This is a genomic window from Streptomyces rubiginosohelvolus (assembly GCF_014649875.1).
Lineage (GTDB): Bacteria > Actinomycetota > Actinomycetes > Streptomycetales > Streptomycetaceae > Streptomyces > Streptomyces rubiginosohelvolus.
The window spans coordinates 506,975-525,544 of record NZ_BMTW01000002.1 but is presented as its reverse complement, the minus strand read 5'-3'; the positions used below and the strand labels follow the sequence as shown (position 1 = coordinate 525,544).

Below are 18,570 nucleotides of genomic sequence, written 5' to 3'. Positions count from 1 at the left end.
ACGCTGACCGGCATGCTTGTCGCCGCCGCCGTCTGCCCCTGTCCGCCGCTCCTGGTGCCCGAGGTCGCCGCCGGGGCCGCCCCCGAGCTCGACGCCGCGCGTGACGCGTGCCTCGACGCCGTGGGCGTGCTCGCCGCCGCGCGACCGGACCTGCTGGTCGTCGTGGGGGCCGGCGACGAGCCGTCCGAGCCGGGCGAGCACCCGACCGTCGGGCCCTACCCGCCCGGCGCACACGGTTCCTTCCGGGGCGTCGGCGTGGACCTCGACGTGACGCTCGGCCAAGCAGCCGACGGGGACACGACGGCCGGACGCCCCCTGCCGCAGTCCCTCACGGTGGGCGCCTGGCTGCTGCAACGGGCCCGCTGGACGGGCGCCCCCGTGGAAGGGCTCGCCTTCCTGCAGACCGCGGACCCGGAGGACTGCGCGGAGGCCGGCCGCGCCGTCGCCGGACGCACCGACCGGGTCGCGCTCCTGGTGATGGGCGACGGCAGCGCCTGCCGCACCCTCAAGGCCCCCGGCTACCTCGACGACCGGGCCGCCGCCTTCGACGCCCGGGCCACCGAGGCGCTCGGCTCCGCGGACCTCGACGCCATCGCCGCGCTCGACGCCACGCTCGCCCACGAGCTCAAGGCGGCCGGCCGGGCTCCCTGGCAGCTCCTCGCCGGTGCCGCGCGGGACGCCGGGCTCGCCGGACGGCTGCTGTACGAGGACGCCCCCTACGGCGTGGGCTACACCGTCGCAGCCTGGTCCTGAAGAGACCGGCCCGACGAACTGCTTCTGAACAGACCGGCGGCGGGCCCGGAGCGCTCGGCTCCGGACCCGCCGCCGGGGCAGGACCGCTGCGTCAGGGCGCGGGCGGCGGCGGAGGAGGCGTGTTGCCGGGGCTGCCGGGGGTGCTCCCGGGCGTACCCGGGGCACCGGGGGTTCCGGGAGCACCGGGGGTTCCGGGCGTGCCGCCGTCCTTCTGGCCCAGCTTGTCCACGGCCTCCTTGGCCTTGCGCGTACCCGAATCGATCTTGTCGCTGTACTTGCCCTTGGTCTTCTGGTCGACCGTGCGCGCGGCCTTGTCGAGGCCCTGCTCGATCTTGCCCCCGTGCTGCTGCGCGAGGTCGCCGACCTTCTCCTTGGCCGGCCCCAGCTTGGCCTTCAGGTTGTCCAGGAACCCCATGGGTCACCTTCCGTGCAGTGTGGAGGACTGTCTTCGCGGGAACGTTCTCCCGCCCCCATTGTCCGTCACCTCTCCGTTCCTGCCGTTTTTACTCCCCCGACGGCGCCACCCGGTGTGTTCGGGAGAGCCCGGATTTTTGGGACACTGTCCGGGTGATCCCTCCCCACCCCACCCTCCGAGTCATCACCGTCGTAGGCCCCACAGCGGCCGGAAAATCGGATCTGGGGGTCTTTCTCGCCCAGCGGCTCGGCGGCGAGGTGATCAACGCCGACTCCATGCAGCTCTACCGGGGCATGGACATCGGCACGGCGAAGCTGACGCTCCCCGAGCGCGACGGCGTGCCGCACCACCTGCTGGACATCTGGGACGTCACCGAGGCCGCCAGCGTCGCCGAGTACCAGCGCCTGGCCCGCCGGGAGATCGACCGGCTGCTCGCCGAGGGGCGCACCCCGATCCTGGTCGGCGGTTCCGGGCTGTACGTGAAGGGCGCCATCGACGCCCTGGAGTTCCCCGGTACGGACCCCGAGGTGCGCGCCCGCCTCGAAGCGGAGCTGGCCGAGGGCGGCTCCGGCGTCCTGCACGCACGGCTGGCCGCCGCCGACCCGGAGGCCGCCCGGTCCATCCTGGCGAGCAACGGCCGCCGCATCGTCCGCGCCCTCGAAGTCATCGAGATCACCGGCAAGCCCTTCACCGCCAACCTCCCCGGCGACGAACCGGTCTACGACGCCGTCCAGATCGGCGTCGACGTGGAACGCCCCGAACTGGACGAGCGCATCGCCCTGCGCGTCGACCGGATGTGGGAAGCCGGACTCGTGGACGAGGTGCGCGCCCTGGAGGCGTCCGGGCTGCGCGAGGGCCTCACCGCCTCACGGGCCCTCGGCTACCAGCAGATCCTCGCGGCGCTCGCGGGGGAGTGCACCGAGGACGATGCGCGGGCCGAGACCGTGCGCGCCACCAAACGCTTCGCCCGCCGTCAGGATTCGTGGTTCCGTCGCGACCCGCGTGTCGTGTGGCTCGGCGGCGGTGACCATGACCGGGGGGAACTCCCGCACCGGGCACTGACGTTGGTCGAACGAGCGGTCACAGCCTGATCACGTGATGGCATCGGGAAGCTCCGCCCGTCAATTCGGCGCCCGTGACCGTGCCATCATCGAGCATCGATCCACCAGTGGAGTCCGAGTTGGGAGGGCGCGTGGCGATGGAGGCCGGCCCTCGCGACACGGAGCAGCGCGACACAGAGCACGAGGTGCCGTCACCGCGGGAGACCGCGGGACGGCTGAGCCCCGACGGGCCCGACGAGCAGGACGTGACCCCCGAGGTCGAGGTCGAGCTGCGGCCCACCCGCAAGCTGCGGATCTGGCAGCTTGCCCCCATCGTCATGCTGGCCGCGGTCGGCTCGCTGATGTTCGCCTTCCCGCTCGCCTTCGAGTTCGGTGACGGCGGCGCCATCGTCGCCATGCTGGGGCTCCTGATCAGCTGCTGCGCGGCCGGCTGGGGCATGATGGCGGCCCGCCGCGTGGGTCACACCTGGCCCGGACTGCCCTCCCGGGGTTCGGGCGACCGCCCCGACTGGCGCGTGATCGCGCTGTACGCCGTGACCGGCCTCGCCCTGGTCGCCCTCGCCGTCTGGCGCGTGGCCCGGCTGCGCTGACGGCCGCGGCGGACCCGCACGACGAGCCCTCGACGCCCCTTGGGCGGCCCGGCCGGCGAAGCCGGTCGCGGGGGTCCGCCGGAGCGGATTGTCGGCGCCGCCTCGTACAGTGGGCGTGTGAGCACCTCGCAGATCGCCTTCCTCAAGGGTCACGGCACCGAGAACGACTTCGTGATCGTCCCGGACCCGGACAACGCCCTCACGCTGCCCGCCGCCCTCGTCGCCCGGCTCTGCGACCGCCGGGCCGGTATCGGCGGCGACGGACTGCTGCACGTCGTGCGGTCCGCCGCGCACCCCGGGGCGCGGTCCATGGCGGAGACGGCCGAGTGGTTCATGGACTACCGCAACGCGGACGGCTCGATCGCCGAGATGTGCGGCAACGGCGTGCGTGTCTTCGCGCACTACCTCCAGCGCGCCGGCCTCGTCGAGGAGGGCGACCTGACCGTCGCCACCCGGGGCGGGCCCAAGCGCGTGCACCTCGCCAAGAACGGCGACATCACCGTCTCCATGGGACAGGCCCTGCTGCCCGATGCGGGCGTCACGGTCAGCGTCGACGGCCGCAGCTGGCCCGCCCGCAACGTCAACATGGGCAACCCCCACGCCGTCGCGTTCGTCGACGACCTGGACCACGCGGGCGATCTGTTCACCGCCCCGCCCTTCACCCCCGAGGCGGTCTACCCCGAGGGCGTCAACGTCGAGTTCGTCGTCGACCGGGGCCCGCGCCACGTCGGGATGCGGGTCCACGAGCGCGGCTCCGGCGAGACCCGCTCCTGCGGCACCGGCGCCTGCGCGGTCGCCGTCGCCACCGCCCGCCGGGACGGTGCCGACCCCGCCGTGACCGGTCTCCCCGTCACATACCGGGTGGATCTCCCCGGCGGCACCCTCGTCATCACCGAGCACCCCGACGGCGCGGTCGACATGACGGGCCCCGCTGTGATCGTCGCCGAAGGCGTCATCGACCCGGCCTGGCTCGAAACCGCCTGATCATTGGCTTGACGCTTTCCCTCGGACGGTTCGCCGCCCTCTGAGGCGGGGTGCGCTCGAAACGGTGATCGGTCCGGGCTTCGCTCGAATGGGTGATCCGTTTCACGCTGGGCGAGAGCTGGACTGCGCCACGTGGTGGGCTCGGTAGCATCAAGCACCGGCCCCGAGGCGCATCCAGCCCTCGCCCCGCCGGTCGAGTCGCCGGAGGTGCCCATGAGTGCAGAGGCCGCCGATCCGGGCGCCCCCCTTCGCAGGCGGAGCCGCCCCCGGATCGATCTGCGCAGACTGGGCCGGGTGGCACTGCGCGGCCCGGTCTCCCGCGACCGGCTGCCCGACGCCATCAGCCATGTCGCCGAGGCACACCGCGCCCACCACCCCGACGCCGACCTGACCATCCTGCGCCGGGCCTACGTCCTCGCGGAGTCCTCGCACCGCGGCCAGATGCGCAAGAGCGGCGAGCCGTACATCACCCATCCGCTGGCCGTGACGCTGATCCTCGCCGAGCTGGGCGCGGAGACCACCACCCTCACCGCCTCCCTGCTCCACGACACCGTCGAGGACACGGAAGTGACGCTCGATCAGGTCAAGGAGCAGTTCGGCGACGAGGTCTGCTATCTCGTCGACGGCGTCACCAAACTGGAGAAGGTCGACTACGGCGCCGCCGCCGAGCCGGAGACCTTCCGCAAGATGCTCGTCGCCACCGGCAACGACGTCCGGGTCATGTCCATCAAGCTCGCGGACCGGCTGCACAACATGCGCACCCTCGGGGTGATGCGCCCCGAGAAGCAGGCCCGGATCGCCAAGGTCACCCGGGACGTCCTCATCCCGCTCGCCGAACGGCTCGGCGTACAGGCGCTCAAGACCGAGCTGGAGGACCTGGCCTTCGCGATCCTGCACCCCGAGGAGTACGAGGAGACCCGCGCCCTCATCGCCGCCGCGACGGGCCCGGACGACCCCCTCGAAACCATCGCCGACAACGTGACGCACACCCTGCGCGACGCGGGCATCAGCGCCGAAGTCCTCATCAGGCCACGCCACTTCGTCTCCGTGCACCGGGTCCGCAGGAAACGCGGCGAACTGCGCGGCACCGACTTCGGGCGGCTGCTCGTCCTGGTCGGCGAGGACGCCGACTGCTACGCCGTCCTCGGTGAACTGCACACCTGCTTCACCCCGGTGATCTCCGAGTTCAAGGACTTCATCGCCGCCCCCAAGTTCAACCTCTACCAGTCGCTGCACACCGCCGTCGTCGGCCCCGAAGGAGCCGTCGCCGAAGTCCTCATCCGTACGCACCGGATGCACAAGGTCGCCGAGGCGGGTGTCGTCGCGCTGGGCAATCCGTACGCCCAGGACCCCGCCGCGCCCCCGCAGACCGAGCCGTCCGACGAGCGTGCCGACCCGACCCGGCCCGGCTGGCTCTCCCGGCTGCTGGACTGGCAGGAGTCCGCCACCGACCCCGACACCTTCTGGACCACCCTGCGCGACGACCTCGCCCAGGACCGCGAGATCACCGTCTTCCGCACCGACGGCGGCACCCTCGGGCTGCCCGCCGGGGCCAGCTGCGTCGACGCGGCCTACGCCCAGTACGGCGACCTCGCCCATACCGCCATCGGGGCCCGGGTCAACGGTCGCCTCGCCACCCTGAGCACCGTCCTCAGCGACGGCGACACCGTGCAGCCGCTGCTCGCCCAGGACACCGCATCCGGCCCCTCGCCCGACTGGCTCGACCACGCGCGCACCCCCGCCGCCCGGATCGCGATCACCGGCTGGTTCAGCGACCACCCGGACGAGGCGAAACCCGACCCGGAGACCGCCGACGCGACCGGACCCGGCACCCGGGGCGAGCCCGCCGCCGCGACGGAACGCGAGGCTCCGGCCCGCAGCCGGTCCGGTCCTCGCCCCACGGGCGTCGTCGTGGACGACCCGAACGCGCAGGTGCGCCTGGCCGGCTGCTGTACGCCGGTGCCCCCCGACGAGCTGACCGGCTTCGTCGTCCGGGGCGGCGCGGTCACCGTGCACCGCCGGGAGTGTCCCGCCGTCGCCGCCATGCAGGAGATCGGCCGTGCCCCGGTCGCGGCCAGCTGGGCGGACGGGGAGGGCCGGGAGTCCGACGCGGGCTGCCGGGTCACCCTGGTCGCCGAATCGTTCGGCCGCCCCCGGCTCCTCGCCGACCTCACCGAGGCCATCGCCACCGCCGACGCGGCGATCGTCTCCGCCACCGTGGAGCCCCCCAGCGAGCAGCGGGTCCGCCACACCTACACTCTCCGGCTCCCCGACGCGGCCGGTCTTCCCGGCCTGATGCGGGCCATGCGCGACGTCGCCGGGGTCTACGACGTCAGCCGCGCCCAGCACCCGGCCCCGACGGGCTGAGCGGCACCCGGAACGGCCGTCCCACCGGCCGGGCCGCCCCGAACGCACCCGGCCCCGACGGGCTGAGCCGCCACGCACCACCCGTCCTCGTTCGGGTGGTGCGGCGCGCGGCTCCCCGGCCGGGCGGCCCCGCGCTGATAGCGGTAGTCCATGCCGCTCCTGACCCGCCGCCTGCGCGCCGCCCTGCTGGCCACCGCCTCGGCCACCCTCGTCGCCGCCGCCCTGCCCGCACCCGAGCCCCTGGGCATCGGCGACCGGATCTTCCCCGAGCTGGGCAACCCCGGATACGACGTTCTCGCGTACGACATCGCCTTCACCTACCACGGCTCCAACACCAAACCTCTGGACGCCGTCACCAAGATCCGCGCCCGCACCACCGCCCCGCTGGACCGGATCAACCTCGACTTCGCCCGGGGGACCGTCCGGGGCGTCGAGGTCAACGGGCAGAGCGTCGACTTCGGCAGCAAGAGGGAGGACCTCGTCCTCCAGGCACCCCGCCGCCTCCCCGCGGGCGTACCGCTGAACATCACCGTCCGGCACACCAGCGACCCGAGCGGATCCGGGGACGACGGCGGCTGGGTGCGGACCACCGACGGGCTCGCCATGGCCAACCAGGCCGACGCCGCCCACCGCGTCTTCCCGAGCAACGACCACCCCTCCGACAAGGCGTACTTCACCTTCCGGATCACCGCCCCGCACCGGCTGACGGCGGTCGCGGCCGGACTGCCCGTGGAGAAGACCCGGCACGGCTCCTCGACCACCTGGACGTACCGCACCGAGCACCCCATGGCCACCGAACTGGCCCAGGTCTCCATCGGCAGCTCCGCCGTCGCGCACCGCACAGGACCGCACGGGCTGCCGGTACGCGACGTCGTCCCGGCCGCCGACCGGAAGAACCTGGAGCCCTGGCTGAAGAAGACCCCGGCCCAGCTGGAATGGATGGAGCAGCGGGTCGGCCGCTACCCCTTCGAGACGTACGGGGTGCTCGTCGCCGACAGCCCCATCGGGTTCGCCCTGGAGACCCAGACGCTGTCGCTGTTCGGGAAGTCGTTCTTCACCGAGCCCGGCTACCCGGAGTGGTACGTCGACTCGGTGATGATCCACGAGCTGGCCCACCAGTGGTTCGGCAACAGCGTCTCGCCCGCGAGCTGGTCCGACCTCTGGCTCAACGAGGGACACGCCAGCTGGTACGAGGCCCGCTACGCCGAGGAGAACGGCGGCCCGACCCTGGAGCGCCGGATGCGGGAGGCGTACAAGCTGTCCGACGCCTGGCGCACGGATGGCGGCCCTCCGGCGCACCCGGAAGGACCGGCCCCGGGGCAGAAGCTCAGCCTGTTCCGCCCGGTGATGTACGACGGCAGCGCGCTGGTGCTCTACGCCCTGCGCCAGGAGATCGGCGAGGCCGCCTTCGACCGGCTGGAGCGCACCTGGGTCCGGGTGCACCGGGACTCCACGGCGACCACCGCGGACTTCACCCGGCTCGCCTCCGGGATCGCCGGCCGGGATCTGACCGCCTTCTTCGACGGCTGGCTGTACGGGAAGAAGACCCCGCCGATGCCCGGACACCCGGACTGGAGCAGCGCGAAACCCGCGTGACGGGCTCGGTGGGGCCGTGCCACTATCGACGCGTCGGCGCGGCGGACCGCACCGGAGTTCCCCGAAGGGAATCATCCGGGAAGATCACACGTTGTGACTGACGTAAAGACTTCTATCGACGTAAGGATCCAATGACCTCCTCTTCTTCCCTTCCCCAGGACGCGCAGGACGCGCAGAGCGCCACGGAGAACACCACCGAGAGCCTCACCGAGGCCCGCCGGGCCGACGCCCTGATGGAAGAGGACGTCGCCTGGAGCCACGAGATCGACGGAGCCCGGGACGGCGACCAGCTCGACCGTTCCGAGCGTGCCGCCCTGCGGCGTGTCGCAGGTCTCTCCACCGAGCTCGAGGACGTCACCGAGGTCGAGTACCGCCAGCTGCGCCTGGAGCGCGTGGTGCTGGTGGGCGTCTGGACCTCGGGGACGGTGCACGACGCGGAGATCTCCCTCGCGGAGCTCGCCGCCCTCGCCGAGACGGCGGGTGCGCAGGTGCTGGACGCGGTGTACCAGCGGCGCGACAAGCCCGACCCGGCGACGTACATCGGTTCGGGCAAGGCGCTGGAGCTGCGCGACATCGTGCTCGAGTCCGGTGCCGACACCGTCGTCTGCGACGGTGAGCTGAGCCCCGGCCAGCTGATCCATCTGGAAGACGTCGTCAAGGTCAAGGTGGTCGACCGGACCGCCCTGATCCTCGACATCTTCGCCCAGCACGCCAAGTCCCGTGAGGGCAAGGCGCAGGTCTCGCTCGCGCAGATGCAGTACATGCTGCCCAGGCTGCGCGGCTGGGGTCAGTCGCTCTCCCGGCAGATGGGTGGCGGCGGTTCCAGTGGCGGTGGCGGTATGGCCACCCGTGGTCCCGGTGAGACCAAGATCGAGACGGACCGGCGGCGGATCCGCGAGAAGATGGCGAAGATGCGCCGGGAGATCGCGGAGATGAAGACCGGCCGCGAGATCAAGCGGCAGGAGCGCAAGCGCAACAAGGTGCCCTCGGTCGCCATCGCCGGATACACCAACGCGGGCAAGTCCTCGCTGCTCAACCGTCTGACCGGGGCCGGTGTCCTGGTGGAGAACGCTCTGTTCGCCACCCTGGACCCGACCGTCCGCCGGGCCGAGACGCCGAGCGGCCGGATCTACACCCTGGCCGACACCGTCGGGTTCGTGCGGCATCTGCCGCACCACCTCGTCGAGGCGTTCCGCTCCACGATGGAGGAGGTCGGCGAGTCCGATCTCATCCTCCACGTGGTGGACGGCTCCCACCCGGTGCCGGAGGAGCAGCTCGCCGCGGTGCGCGAGGTGATCCGGGACGTCGGCGCGGTGAACGTACGAGAGATCGTCGTGATCAACAAGGCGGACGCGGCGGACCCCCTGGTCATCCAGCGCCTGCTGCGCAACGAGAAGTACGCGATCACGGTCTCGGCCCGCACGGGCGAAGGCATCGACGAGCTGCTCGCGCTCATCGACGCCGAGCTGCCCCGGCCGTCCGTCCTGGTCGAGGTGCTCGTGCCGTACATCCAGGGGGCTCTGGTCTCCCGGGTGCACGCCGAGGGCGAGGTGCTCTCCGAGGAGCACACCGCCGAGGGCACCCTGCTCAAGGCCCAGGTCCACGAGGAGCTGGCCGCCGAGCTGGAGACCTTCGCCCTGGCCGCGCACTGACGGCTGCGGGACCGTACGACAGCCGAAGGCCCGGCCCGGACTCTCCAGGGAGTCCGGGCCGGGCCTTCGGCGTACGACCGGCGTCCAGGGTTACCGCCCCGCGAACTTGTCGCTCATCGTCGCGAAGGTGCGCCGGGCGTCCTCGCCCAGCCGCGGTCCGGCCAGCCAGCCCGAAGTGACCGGTCCGATCGAGGTGTTGGAGACCAGCATCGACTTCCCGTCCGGCCCGGCGACGAACCAGCCGCCACCGGAGGAGCCGCCCGTCATGGTGCAGCCGATCCGGTACATGGTCGGGGTCCCCGGGGCGATCGAGAGCCGGCCGGGACGGTCGACGCACTGGTGCATCAGCAGACCGTCGTACGGCGGACCCGCCGGGTAGCCCCAGGCGCCCATGCCGCTGATCTGCTGGATCTCCGGAGCGTCGAAGGAGACCGGCAGCGCGTTGCCCACCGTCTCCTCGAGGGACTTCGTCCCGTTCTCCGGCTTCACATGCAGGACCGCGTAGTCGTACGGGGCACCGGCGCCGCCCGTCGGGCCGCCGCCGGAGATCCACTCGCCGGAGGACGCGGCCCAGTCCGCCCAGTAGGTGCCGTACGGGGCGATCTCCTGCGGCTGAGCGGTCCGCAGTTGCGCCGCGTTCTTGCCCTGGTCGTTGTACGAGGGCACGAAGACGATGTTGCGGTACCAGCCGCCGCCCGCGCCCGCGTGCACACAGTGTCCGGCGGTCCACACGAGGTTGGACTTCCCGGGGTTCTTCGGGTCCTTCACGACCGTGCCCGAGCACACCATGGAGCCCTTGGGGGAGTCGAAGAAGACCTTGCCGACCGGGGCGGCGTACCGGTGGTAGGGCAGCTTCTCCGGCTTGGCCTGCACCGGAGCGGGCTCCGGGTCGCTGACGTCCTGACCGGCGGAGAGGTCACCGGCCGCCATCGTCTTGGCGGGCTCCTCCGCCGACGCCATCCGCTCCGGCTTCCACAAGCCGTCGATGACCGGGTTGACGAAGTCCTCGGCCTTGCGGAGCCAGCCGTCCTTGTCCCAGTTCTTCCACTCGCCCTTCTTCCACTTCTCCGGGTCCACCCCGTGCTTCTCCAGGGCGTCGCCCAGATCGCCGGGAAGACCGGCGGCCGGGTCCTTCTCCGCCGCCCCGCCGGTGGCCGACGGCTTGGCGGCCGCGGAGTCCTCCTCGGGACCGCAGGCCGTGGCCGTCAGTGTGAGCGCCGCGACGAGGCCGGTGGCGGCCAGCAGCGGACGTATCGATCGCATGGAAGAGATCCCCCTGAACAGCTGATGCGTGCGATGGCGCGCGACCTCGCCCGGGCGCAGGCGCGGTGGTGTGCGGTCGCGGTCGCACATTCTGTCATGTGCTTGTCATGCGGCATGCCGGAGTCGGCCGCCGGTCGCACGCGGCCCCCGGCAGTCGACTGCCGGGGGCCGCTGACGCGCAGGCCCTACTGGCCCGCGTACTTCTCGCTCACCGCGCGGTAGATGCCCTCGGCCTCCTTGCCGAGCCGCGGACCGGCCAGCCAGCCCGCCGTGACCGGGCCGATCGAGGTGTTCGAGACCAGGGCGGGCTTGCCGTCCTGACCCGCCGCGACCCAGCCGCCGCCGGAGGAACCACCGGTCATCGTGCAGCCGATGCGGTACATCGTGGGCTGCTCCCGGAAGACCGACAGCCGGCCCGGCTTGTCCTCGCACTGGAGCAGCTTCTGACCGTCGTACGGCGGCGCGGCCGGGTAGCCCGTGGCCGTCATCTCGGCGATCTTCGGCACGGCCGGAGCGTTGAACTCGACCGGCAGCGCCGAACCGACCGTCTCCTCCAGCGACTTGCCGCCCGCGCCCTTCTCCGGCGTCACGTGCAGCACCGCGAAGTCGTACGGCGCGCCCTGGCCGCCGGTCGCGGCGCCCTGCTCGATCCACTGCTCGGAGGTCTGGGCCCACTGGCCCCACCACACACCGTAGGGAGCGATCTTCTCCTTGGGCGCGGTCTCCAGCTGGGCCAGTGACAGGCCGTCGTTGTTGTACGCCGGGACGAAGGCGATGTTGCGGTACCAGCCGCCCTTCTTGCCCGCGTGCACACAGTGTCCGGCGGTCCACACCATGTTGGACTTGCCGGGGTTCGCCGGGTCCTTCACCACGGTCGCGGAACAGACCATCGAGCCCTGCGGGCCGTCGAAGAGCAGCTTCCCGGACTCCGGGGCGTTGTCGTGGTACGGCGTCGCGACACCGGCGGCCCGGACCGGGGCCGGCGTCGGGTCCGTCACGCCGTCGTCGCCCGAGATGTCGTTGTCGACCGGGTTCTCCGGGGGCTTGTCGGCGTCCCGCATCCGGTCCGGGTCCCACAGGCCCTCGATGATCGGGTTGACGAAGTCCTTGGCCTCACGCAGCCACTTGTCCTTGTCCCAGTTCTTCCACTCCCCGTCCCGCCACTGGTCGGGGTCGATCCCGTGCTCCTTGAGGCGGTCCTTCAGGTCGTCCGGGATGGCGACCTTGCCGTCGGCCTGGCCGGCCGAAGCGCTGGGCGTACCGCCCGCGTTGTCCTCCTCCGGACCGCACGCGGTGGCGGTGAGCGCCAGCACGGCGGCGACGGCGGTCGCGGCGAGCGTGGAGGAGGGCATGCGCCGTGCGCGCCTCCCGCGGCGTGCGGTATCGGTCGGGCGAATGGGTCGCATCTCGTGATCCCCCTGGGACTTCGTCACTCGGTACTCGTGCTGCATTGCGGACACTTCGGGCGCCGGAGCAGGTGCTTCCGCGCCGCTGTGCGGCCCCCACTATGCCGGTGCCGATGGTGACGGTACGCGGCAGGTCCACGGTTCCGTCGCCGCGAGGATGTTCCGATTTACCCGTGATCCATCGCGGCCGGCGTCGTTGGTACGTACGGGGGACACCAGGACAGCGTTCACGGCCTCGGTGCGTCCGCGCGAGATCGTACCGACGTGCAACGCAACTGTTACCGCAGGAGGATCAAGAGCCGTGTCCGTGACCGAACCCGCACCGGTGGCGCCGCCCTCCGCGCACGAGGGCATCCTCCGCCGCCAGTCCCTGCGCGAATCGGCGGCCCGCACCTACGCCCGGTCCCTGCCGATCGTCCCGGTGCGCGCCCGCGGGCTCACCATCGAGGGCGCGGACGGCCGGCGGTATCTGGACTGCCTGTCGGGCGCGGGGACCCTGGCGCTCGGCCACAACCACCCGGTCGTGCTCGAAGCCATCCGGAAGGTCATCGACTCGGGTGCCCCCCTGCATGTGCTGGACCTCGCCACCCCGGTCAAGGACGCCTTCACCACCGAGCTGTTCGCCACCCTGCCCCGGCAGTTCGCCGACAACGCCCGCATCCAGTTCTGCGGTCCCGCCGGCACGGACGCCGTCGAGGCGGCGTTCAAGCTGGTCCGCTCCGCGACCGGGCGCTCCGGCCTGCTGACCTTCACCGGCGCCTACCACGGCATGACCGCCGGAGCCCTGGAAGCCTCCGGCGGCGCCACCGACGTACGGGTCACCCGGCTTCCCTTCCCGCAGGACTACCGCTGCCCTTTCGGCACCGGCGGCGAGCACGGAGCCATGCTCGCCGCCCGCTGGACCGAACACCTGCTGGACGACCGCAAGGGCGGGGTGCCGGCCCCCGCCGGGATGATCGTGGAGCCGGTCCAGGGCGAGGGTGGCGTCAACCCCGCCCCCGACGCCTGGCTGCGCCGCATGCGCCGGATCACCGAGGAGCGGTCCATCCCGCTCATCGCCGACGAGGTCCAGACCGGGGTCGGCAGGACCGGCGCGTTCTGGGCCGTCGAGCACAGCGGCATCGTTCCCGACGTCATGGTCCTCTCCAAGGCGATCGGCGGCTCCCTGCCCCTCGCCGTGATCGTCTACCGCGCTGAGCTGGATCTTTGGCAGCCGGGCGCGCACGCGGGTACGTTTCGTGGCAACCAGCTCGCCATGGCGGCGGGCGCGGCCACGCTCGCGTACGTCAGGGAGAATCAACTGGCGGACCGCGCAGCGGTCCTGGGGGCCCGGATGCTCGCCCGTCTCGGAGAACTGAGGGCGCATCACCCGGGAATCGGTGACGTACGGGGGCGTGGACTGATGATCGGCCTGGAGCTGGTGGATCCCGAGAGCGCGCCCCTGCCCGCCGAAGCCGGCGACCACGCCCCGGCCCCGCCGCCCGACCCGGCCCTCGCCCTCGCCGTCCAGCAGGAATGCCTGCGACGCGGCCTCATCGTCGAACTCGGCGGCCGGCACGGCGCCGTGGTCCGCCTCCTGCCGCCCCTCACCCTCACCGACGAGCAGGCGACCGCCGTCGTCGACCGTCTCGCCGACGCGCTGGCAGCCGCGACACGCTCCCCGCACCGTCGGACCACCGCCGGGCCGACCACCTGACCCCGGAATCCCCACAAGGAAGAACGCCGTGAACCCCACCCCCGCGCCCGAGGCCGACGGCCCCGGTAACCCCCAGCACCGAGGGCAGGACGGACCGGCCGCCCCCGGCACGGTCGAGGCGACGACCGTGCCCCGCCAGAAAACCCCGCACGACGCCGACCCCGCCGCGTACGCACCGGGGCCGGACCTCGCGGCCCGGGGCCCGGGCTTCGACGCCCTCGACGACCCGGACCCGCTGCGGGCCGCCGACGCGGCGGGCACCGAAAGCCTGCTGCGCTGCTGGACCCGGGAGAACGACCTGCCCCGCCCCGACGGCGACACCCTGCGCATCGCCTTCCCCGCCAGCGGCACCGCCCTCCTCGTCCCCGTGCACTACTGGTCCGCCACCGGGGCCCACCGCTTCGGCGCGCCCGCCCTGGAGAACGCGCCCGCCGGCGCCCCGCCCGCCGACGCCGCCACCGTCGCCGTCCTCATCGGCCGCGAGGGCGGCGAGAGCGGCGCGGGCGATCTGGTCGCCCGGGTCGCCGACTCCGTACGCCACACCGCCGGCTTCATCGAGCAGCGGCGGCGCAGCCCGGCCGACCCCGCCGATGCGGACCTCTTCCTCACCGCCGAACAGTCCCTGCTGCTCGGCCACCCCCTCCACCCCACGCCCAAGAGCCGCGAGGGCCTCTCCGAATCGGAGTCCCGCCGCTATTCACCCGAGCTCCACGGCTCCTTCCCGCTGCACTGGTTCGCCGTCGACCGGTCGCTGGCCGCCACCGACTCCGCCTGGAGCGACGGCGGTCCCGCCACCGCCGAGGAGCTGCTCGCCCCGCACGCCGCAGGGCTGAAGACGCCTCCCGGCACCGTCGCCGTGCCCGTCCACCCCTGGCAGGCCGCCGACCTGATCCACCGCCCCCAGGTCCGCGCCCTCGCCGAGACCGGCCTGCTCCACGACCTCGGCCCGCACGGCGACCCCTGGCACCCCACCTCCTCCATCCGCACCGTGCACCGGCCCGGGGCGCGGGTCATGCTCAAGCTCTCCCTCGGCGTACGCATCACCAACTCCCGCCGGGAGAACCTCCGCAAGGAACTGCACCGGGGCGTCGAGGTCCACCGCCTCCTGTCCACCGGCCTCGCCGAGCACTGGCAGCGGGAGCACCCCGGCTTCGACATCGTCCGCGACCCCGCCTGGCTCGCCGTCGACGACCCCGAGGGGACGCCTGTCAGCGGGCTCGACGTGATGCTCCGCCACAATCCCTTCGGCCCGGGCGACGACGCCGCCTGCATCGCCGGACTCACCGCGCAGCGGCCCCGGCCCGGGCGCCCCGGAATGCACTCACGGCTCGCGGAGGTCGTCTCCGGCCTGCGCGCCCGCACCGGCCTGACCGGCACCGACGTCTCCGCCGAATGGTTCCGGCGCTATCTGCACCACGTCGTGCGCCCCGTCCTCTGGCTCGACGCCCACGGCGGCGTCGCCCTCGAAGCCCACCAGCAGAACACCCTCGTCCTCCTCGACCCGGACGGCTGGCCCGTCGGCGGCCGCTACCGGGACAACCAGGGCTACTACTTCCGCGACTCCCGCCGCGCCGAGCTGGACCGGCGGCTCCCCGGCATCGGCACCGTCAGCGACACCTTCGTCTCCGACCCGGTCACCGACGAGCGGTTCGCCTATTACCTCGGCATCAACAACGTCCTCGGTCTCATCGGGGCGTTCGGGTCGCAGCGCCTCGCGGATGAACAGCAACTCCTCACCGTTCTGCGCCAATTCCTCACCGAGGTCGCGGAACTCGGCTCACCCCTCCCCGCGTATCTCCTGGAGAACCGCCAACTGCGCTGCAAGGCCAACCTGCTGACCCGGCTGCACGGCCTCGACGAGCTGGTCGGACCGGTCGACACCCAGTCCGTCTACGTCACCATCGCCAACCCGCTCCACAGCTGAACCGCCGCGCCAGAGAGACTCCGAGCGCAACCCGCACCAGAGAGACTCCGACCGCACCCGCACCGGAGAAGCTCACCGACCGCACCCGGTCCAGAGAGGAGAGCGCCACCGTGCCTCCCGCCGACGCCCCAGCGGAACCCGGCACCGCACCCGACGGCGGGAGCACCGGAGCCGAGGACACCCTCGACCTGAAGCTCACCGAGGAGCTCCTCGCGCTGATCGCCGAGGAGCGCAATGCCGGGACGCGGCGGGCCACCGTCCCCGGTGACCTGCTGGGCGACCCGGGCTCCTGGCCGCCCGCGCGGACCACGGCGGGGGAGTTCGCCCTCCTTCCCGTCCGGCTGGAGCGCGACCTCCCCGTCATCAGCCGCTGGATGAACGACCCCGCCGTGGCGGCCTTCTGGGAGCTCGCCGGACCCGAGTCCGTCACCGCCGACCACATCCGGCCCCAGCTCGAAGGGGACGGGCGCAGCATCCCCTGTCTCGGCGTGCTCGACGGCACCCCGATGAGCTACTGGGAGATCTACCGCGCCGACCTCGACCCCCTGGCCCGCCACTACCCCGCCCGCCCCCACGACACCGGTGTCCACCTCCTCCTGGGGGGCGTGCGGAACCGGGGCCGGGGCGTGGGCACCACCCTGCTCCGCGCCGTCGCCGACCTCGTCCTGGACAACCTTCCGCAGTGCGGACGGGTCGTCGCCGAACCGGACCTGCGCAACACCCCGTCCGTATCCGCGTTCCTCAGCGCCGGCTTCCGCTTCTCCGCCGAAGTGGACCTCCCCGACAAGCGCGCCGCGCTGATGATCCGCGACCGAACGTACCGAGCCCAGCTGTGACGTGCTCTCCGCACCGCCCCAACCGCTCGAACCTCATAGGTTCCCTCCGGAGGAGTCCCCGTGCCGATATCTCCCACGAGCCGTGACGCAGCCGCGTCCCCGCAGCTGTTCAGCCCTCCGGAGCTGAACCGGCAGATCTGGGACCGGGCCGCAGCGAGGCTCCTCGCCAAGATGCTCGGTGAGTTCGCCTACGAGAAGATCATCGAGCCGGTTCCGGTGCCCGGGGCCGGCGGGCGCCACCGGCTGACCCTCGACGACGGGGGAGTGCTCGCCTTCACCGCCCGGCGCGGCGTCTACGGCAGCTGGCGCGTCGACCCCGAGTCGATCGAGATCACCGCGCAGCCCCAGACCGCCCAGGCCGACGGCTCGCCCGCCGCGCGGGCCGACGGACAGTCCAACGGCTCGGTAGCGGCCCCGCGCGACGCGCAGTCCAACGGCTCGCCCGCCGCCTCCCGCCCGTTCCGTGACCCGCTGACCTTCCTCACCCGGGCCCGTGACCTCCTCGGCATCGACGGCACGACGCTGGGCCACCTCATCCGCGAGCTGACTCTGACGCTGTCCGCCGACGCCCGGCTCGACCACACCGCGTTCACCGCGGACCGGCTCGCCGCCCTGGACTACGCGGAGCTGGAAGGCCACCAGACCGGCCACCCCTGGCTGGTGGCGAGCAAGGGGAGGCTCGGGTTCTCCGCCGCCGACGCCGCCCGCTTCACCCCCGAGACCCGCAGCCCGCTCCGGCTGCCGTGGATCGCGGTCAGCACCCGCATCGCGCAGTTCCGGGGCGTCGGCCGCGTCTCCACCCCCGACCAGCTGTACGCCGGAGAGCTCGCCCCGGACGTCCGGGACGCCTTCGCCGACGTACTGCGGGCCCGGGGACACGACCCGGAGGACTACTTCTACCTCCCCGTGCACCCCTGGCAGTGGGACGAGTGGATCGTGCCGCTCTTCGCCCCGGCCATCGCCGCCGGCGACATCGTGGCCCTGCACACCGACGGCGACGCCCGCCTCCCGCAGCAGTCCATCCGCACGTTCGCCAACGTGGACCGGCCCGAACGGCACACGGTGAAGCTCCCGCTCTCCATCCTCAACACCCTGGTCTGGCGCGGCCTGCCGACCGAGCGGACCCTCGCCGCCCCCGCCGTCACCGCCTGGGTCCAGGGGCTGTGCGAGGGCGACCCCTTCCTGCGCGAGACCTGCCGGGTCATCCTCCTCGGAGAGGTCGCCTCCGTCGCCGTCGAACATCCGCTGTACGACCACCTCCCCGGAGCGCCCTACCAGTACAAGGAACTCCTCGGCGCGATCTGGCGGGAGCCCCTGCCGCCCCGCCTCGCCCCGGGCGAACGCGCCCGCACGCTCGCCTCCCTCATCCATACGGATCCGGCGGGCCGCGCGTTCACCGCGGAGCTGGTCGAGCGCTCCGGCCTCTCCCCGGAGACCTGGCTGAAGCGCCTCTTCGCCGCCCTGCTGCCGCCGCTCCTGCACTTCCTCTACCGCTACGGCACCGTGTTCTCCCCGCACGGCGAGAACGCCATCGTCGTGTTCGACGAGAACGACGTGCCCGTACGGCTCGCCATCAAGGACTTCGTCGACGACGTCAACGTCAGCGCCCGCCCGCTGCCGGAACACGCCTCCATGCCCGACGAGGTGCGCGCCGTCCTCCTCACCGAGGAGCCGTCCTTCCTCACCCAGTTCATCCACTCCGGCCTCTTCGTCGGCGTCTTCCGCTATCTCTCACCCCTGTGCGAGGAGCAGCTCGGCGTCTCCGAGGACACCTTCTGGTCACTCGTCCGGGCGGAGATCGTGCGTCACCACGCCCGCTTCCCGGAGCTGAAGGAGCGGTTCGAGCTGTTCGACATGCTCACCCCCGAGATCGAACGCCTTTGCCTCAACCGCAACCGCCTGCATGTCGACGGCTATCGGGACCGGGCCAGCCGTCCGCACGCGGCGATCCACGGCACGGTTCCCAACCCGCTGCACCCCTCCGCCCGCGTCCGGGAGTGACCGTCGTTGTCAGTGGTGCGCCGTAG

General features: G+C 72.5%; 14 protein-coding genes. 11 read left to right on the top strand and 3 right to left on the bottom strand.

What is annotated here, in order from left to right:
- Positions 1-12: 12 nt before the first annotated feature.
- Positions 13-753: a class III extradiol dioxygenase subunit B-like domain-containing protein gene (locus tag IE134_RS09625; protein WP_189430186.1), complete on the top strand. Its 741-nt coding sequence runs from the start codon at positions 13-15 to the stop codon at positions 751-753.
- Positions 754-844: 91 nt separating this feature from the next.
- On the opposite strand, the gene IE134_RS09620 is transcribed toward IE134_RS09625, so the two are convergent.
- Positions 845-1,168: an antitoxin gene (locus tag IE134_RS09620; RefSeq protein ID WP_030715957.1), complete on the bottom strand. Its 324-nt coding sequence runs from the start codon at positions 1,166-1,168 to the stop codon at positions 845-847.
- A gap of 152 nt (positions 1,169-1,320) precedes the next feature.
- Between IE134_RS09620 and miaA the strand changes: the two genes are divergently transcribed.
- The 6 genes from miaA to hflX all read left to right on the top strand — a co-directional run bounded on the left by miaA (position 1,321) and on the right by hflX (position 9,418).
- Positions 1,321-2,259, top strand: coding sequence for a tRNA (adenosine(37)-N6)-dimethylallyltransferase MiaA (gene miaA / locus IE134_RS09615; protein WP_189430184.1), 939 nt, complete (start codon positions 1,321-1,323; stop codon positions 2,257-2,259).
- Between the two features lie 107 nt (positions 2,260-2,366).
- Positions 2,367-2,819 (top strand): hypothetical protein, encoded by a 453-nt coding sequence (locus IE134_RS09610; RefSeq protein WP_030715963.1) that lies wholly within the window; start codon positions 2,367-2,369, stop codon positions 2,817-2,819.
- 117 nt (positions 2,820-2,936) lie between these two features.
- Positions 2,937-3,803, top strand: coding sequence for a diaminopimelate epimerase (gene dapF, locus IE134_RS09605; RefSeq protein ID WP_189430182.1), 867 nt, complete (start codon positions 2,937-2,939; stop codon positions 3,801-3,803).
- A gap of 213 nt (positions 3,804-4,016) precedes the next feature.
- Positions 4,017-6,170 carry a RelA/SpoT family protein gene (locus tag IE134_RS09600; RefSeq protein ID WP_189430181.1) on the top strand — a complete coding sequence of 718 codons (2,154 nt, stop codon included), beginning with the start codon at positions 4,017-4,019 and terminating at the stop codon, positions 6,168-6,170.
- A 150-nt stretch (positions 6,171-6,320) separates the two neighbouring features.
- Positions 6,321-7,766, top strand: a complete 1,446-nt coding sequence (locus IE134_RS09595) for a M1 family metallopeptidase (RefSeq protein WP_189430179.1) — start codon at positions 6,321-6,323, stop codon at positions 7,764-7,766.
- Positions 7,767-7,897: 131 nt separating this feature from the next.
- Entirely contained in the window at positions 7,898-9,418 is a 1,521-nt protein-coding gene (gene hflX / locus IE134_RS09590) for a GTPase HflX (RefSeq protein WP_030715971.1), read from the top strand.
- 90 nt (positions 9,419-9,508) lie between these two features.
- Here the strand turns inward: hflX and IE134_RS09585 are convergent, their stop codons facing one another.
- Positions 9,509-10,681 (bottom strand): trypsin-like serine peptidase, encoded by a 1,173-nt coding sequence (locus IE134_RS09585; RefSeq protein ID WP_030715974.1) that lies wholly within the window; start codon positions 10,679-10,681, stop codon positions 9,509-9,511.
- A gap of 185 nt (positions 10,682-10,866) precedes the next feature.
- On the bottom strand, positions 10,867-12,033 hold the full coding sequence (locus IE134_RS09580; protein WP_126931587.1) for a trypsin-like serine peptidase: 1,167 nt from the start codon (positions 12,031-12,033) through the stop codon (positions 10,867-10,869).
- Positions 12,034-12,388: 355 nt separating this feature from the next.
- Here IE134_RS09580 and IE134_RS09575 point away from each other — a divergent pair, with 355 nt between their 5' ends.
- The 4 genes from IE134_RS09575 (at position 12,389) to IE134_RS09560 (ending at position 18,544) form a co-directional block, all read left to right on the top strand.
- Positions 12,389-13,783, top strand: coding sequence for a diaminobutyrate--2-oxoglutarate transaminase family protein (locus IE134_RS09575; protein WP_189430177.1), 1,395 nt, complete (start codon positions 12,389-12,391; stop codon positions 13,781-13,783).
- A gap of 28 nt (positions 13,784-13,811) precedes the next feature.
- Positions 13,812-15,707 (top strand): IucA/IucC family protein, encoded by a 1,896-nt coding sequence (locus IE134_RS09570; protein WP_030715982.1) that lies wholly within the window; start codon positions 13,812-13,814, stop codon positions 15,705-15,707.
- A 110-nt stretch (positions 15,708-15,817) separates the two neighbouring features.
- Positions 15,818-16,543, top strand: coding sequence for a GNAT family N-acetyltransferase (locus IE134_RS09565; protein ID WP_098016591.1), 726 nt, complete (start codon positions 15,818-15,820; stop codon positions 16,541-16,543).
- Positions 16,544-16,603: 60 nt separating this feature from the next.
- Positions 16,604-18,544 (top strand): IucA/IucC family protein, encoded by a 1,941-nt coding sequence (locus IE134_RS09560; protein WP_030715996.1) that lies wholly within the window; start codon positions 16,604-16,606, stop codon positions 18,542-18,544.
- Positions 18,545-18,570: the final 26 nt, after the last annotated feature.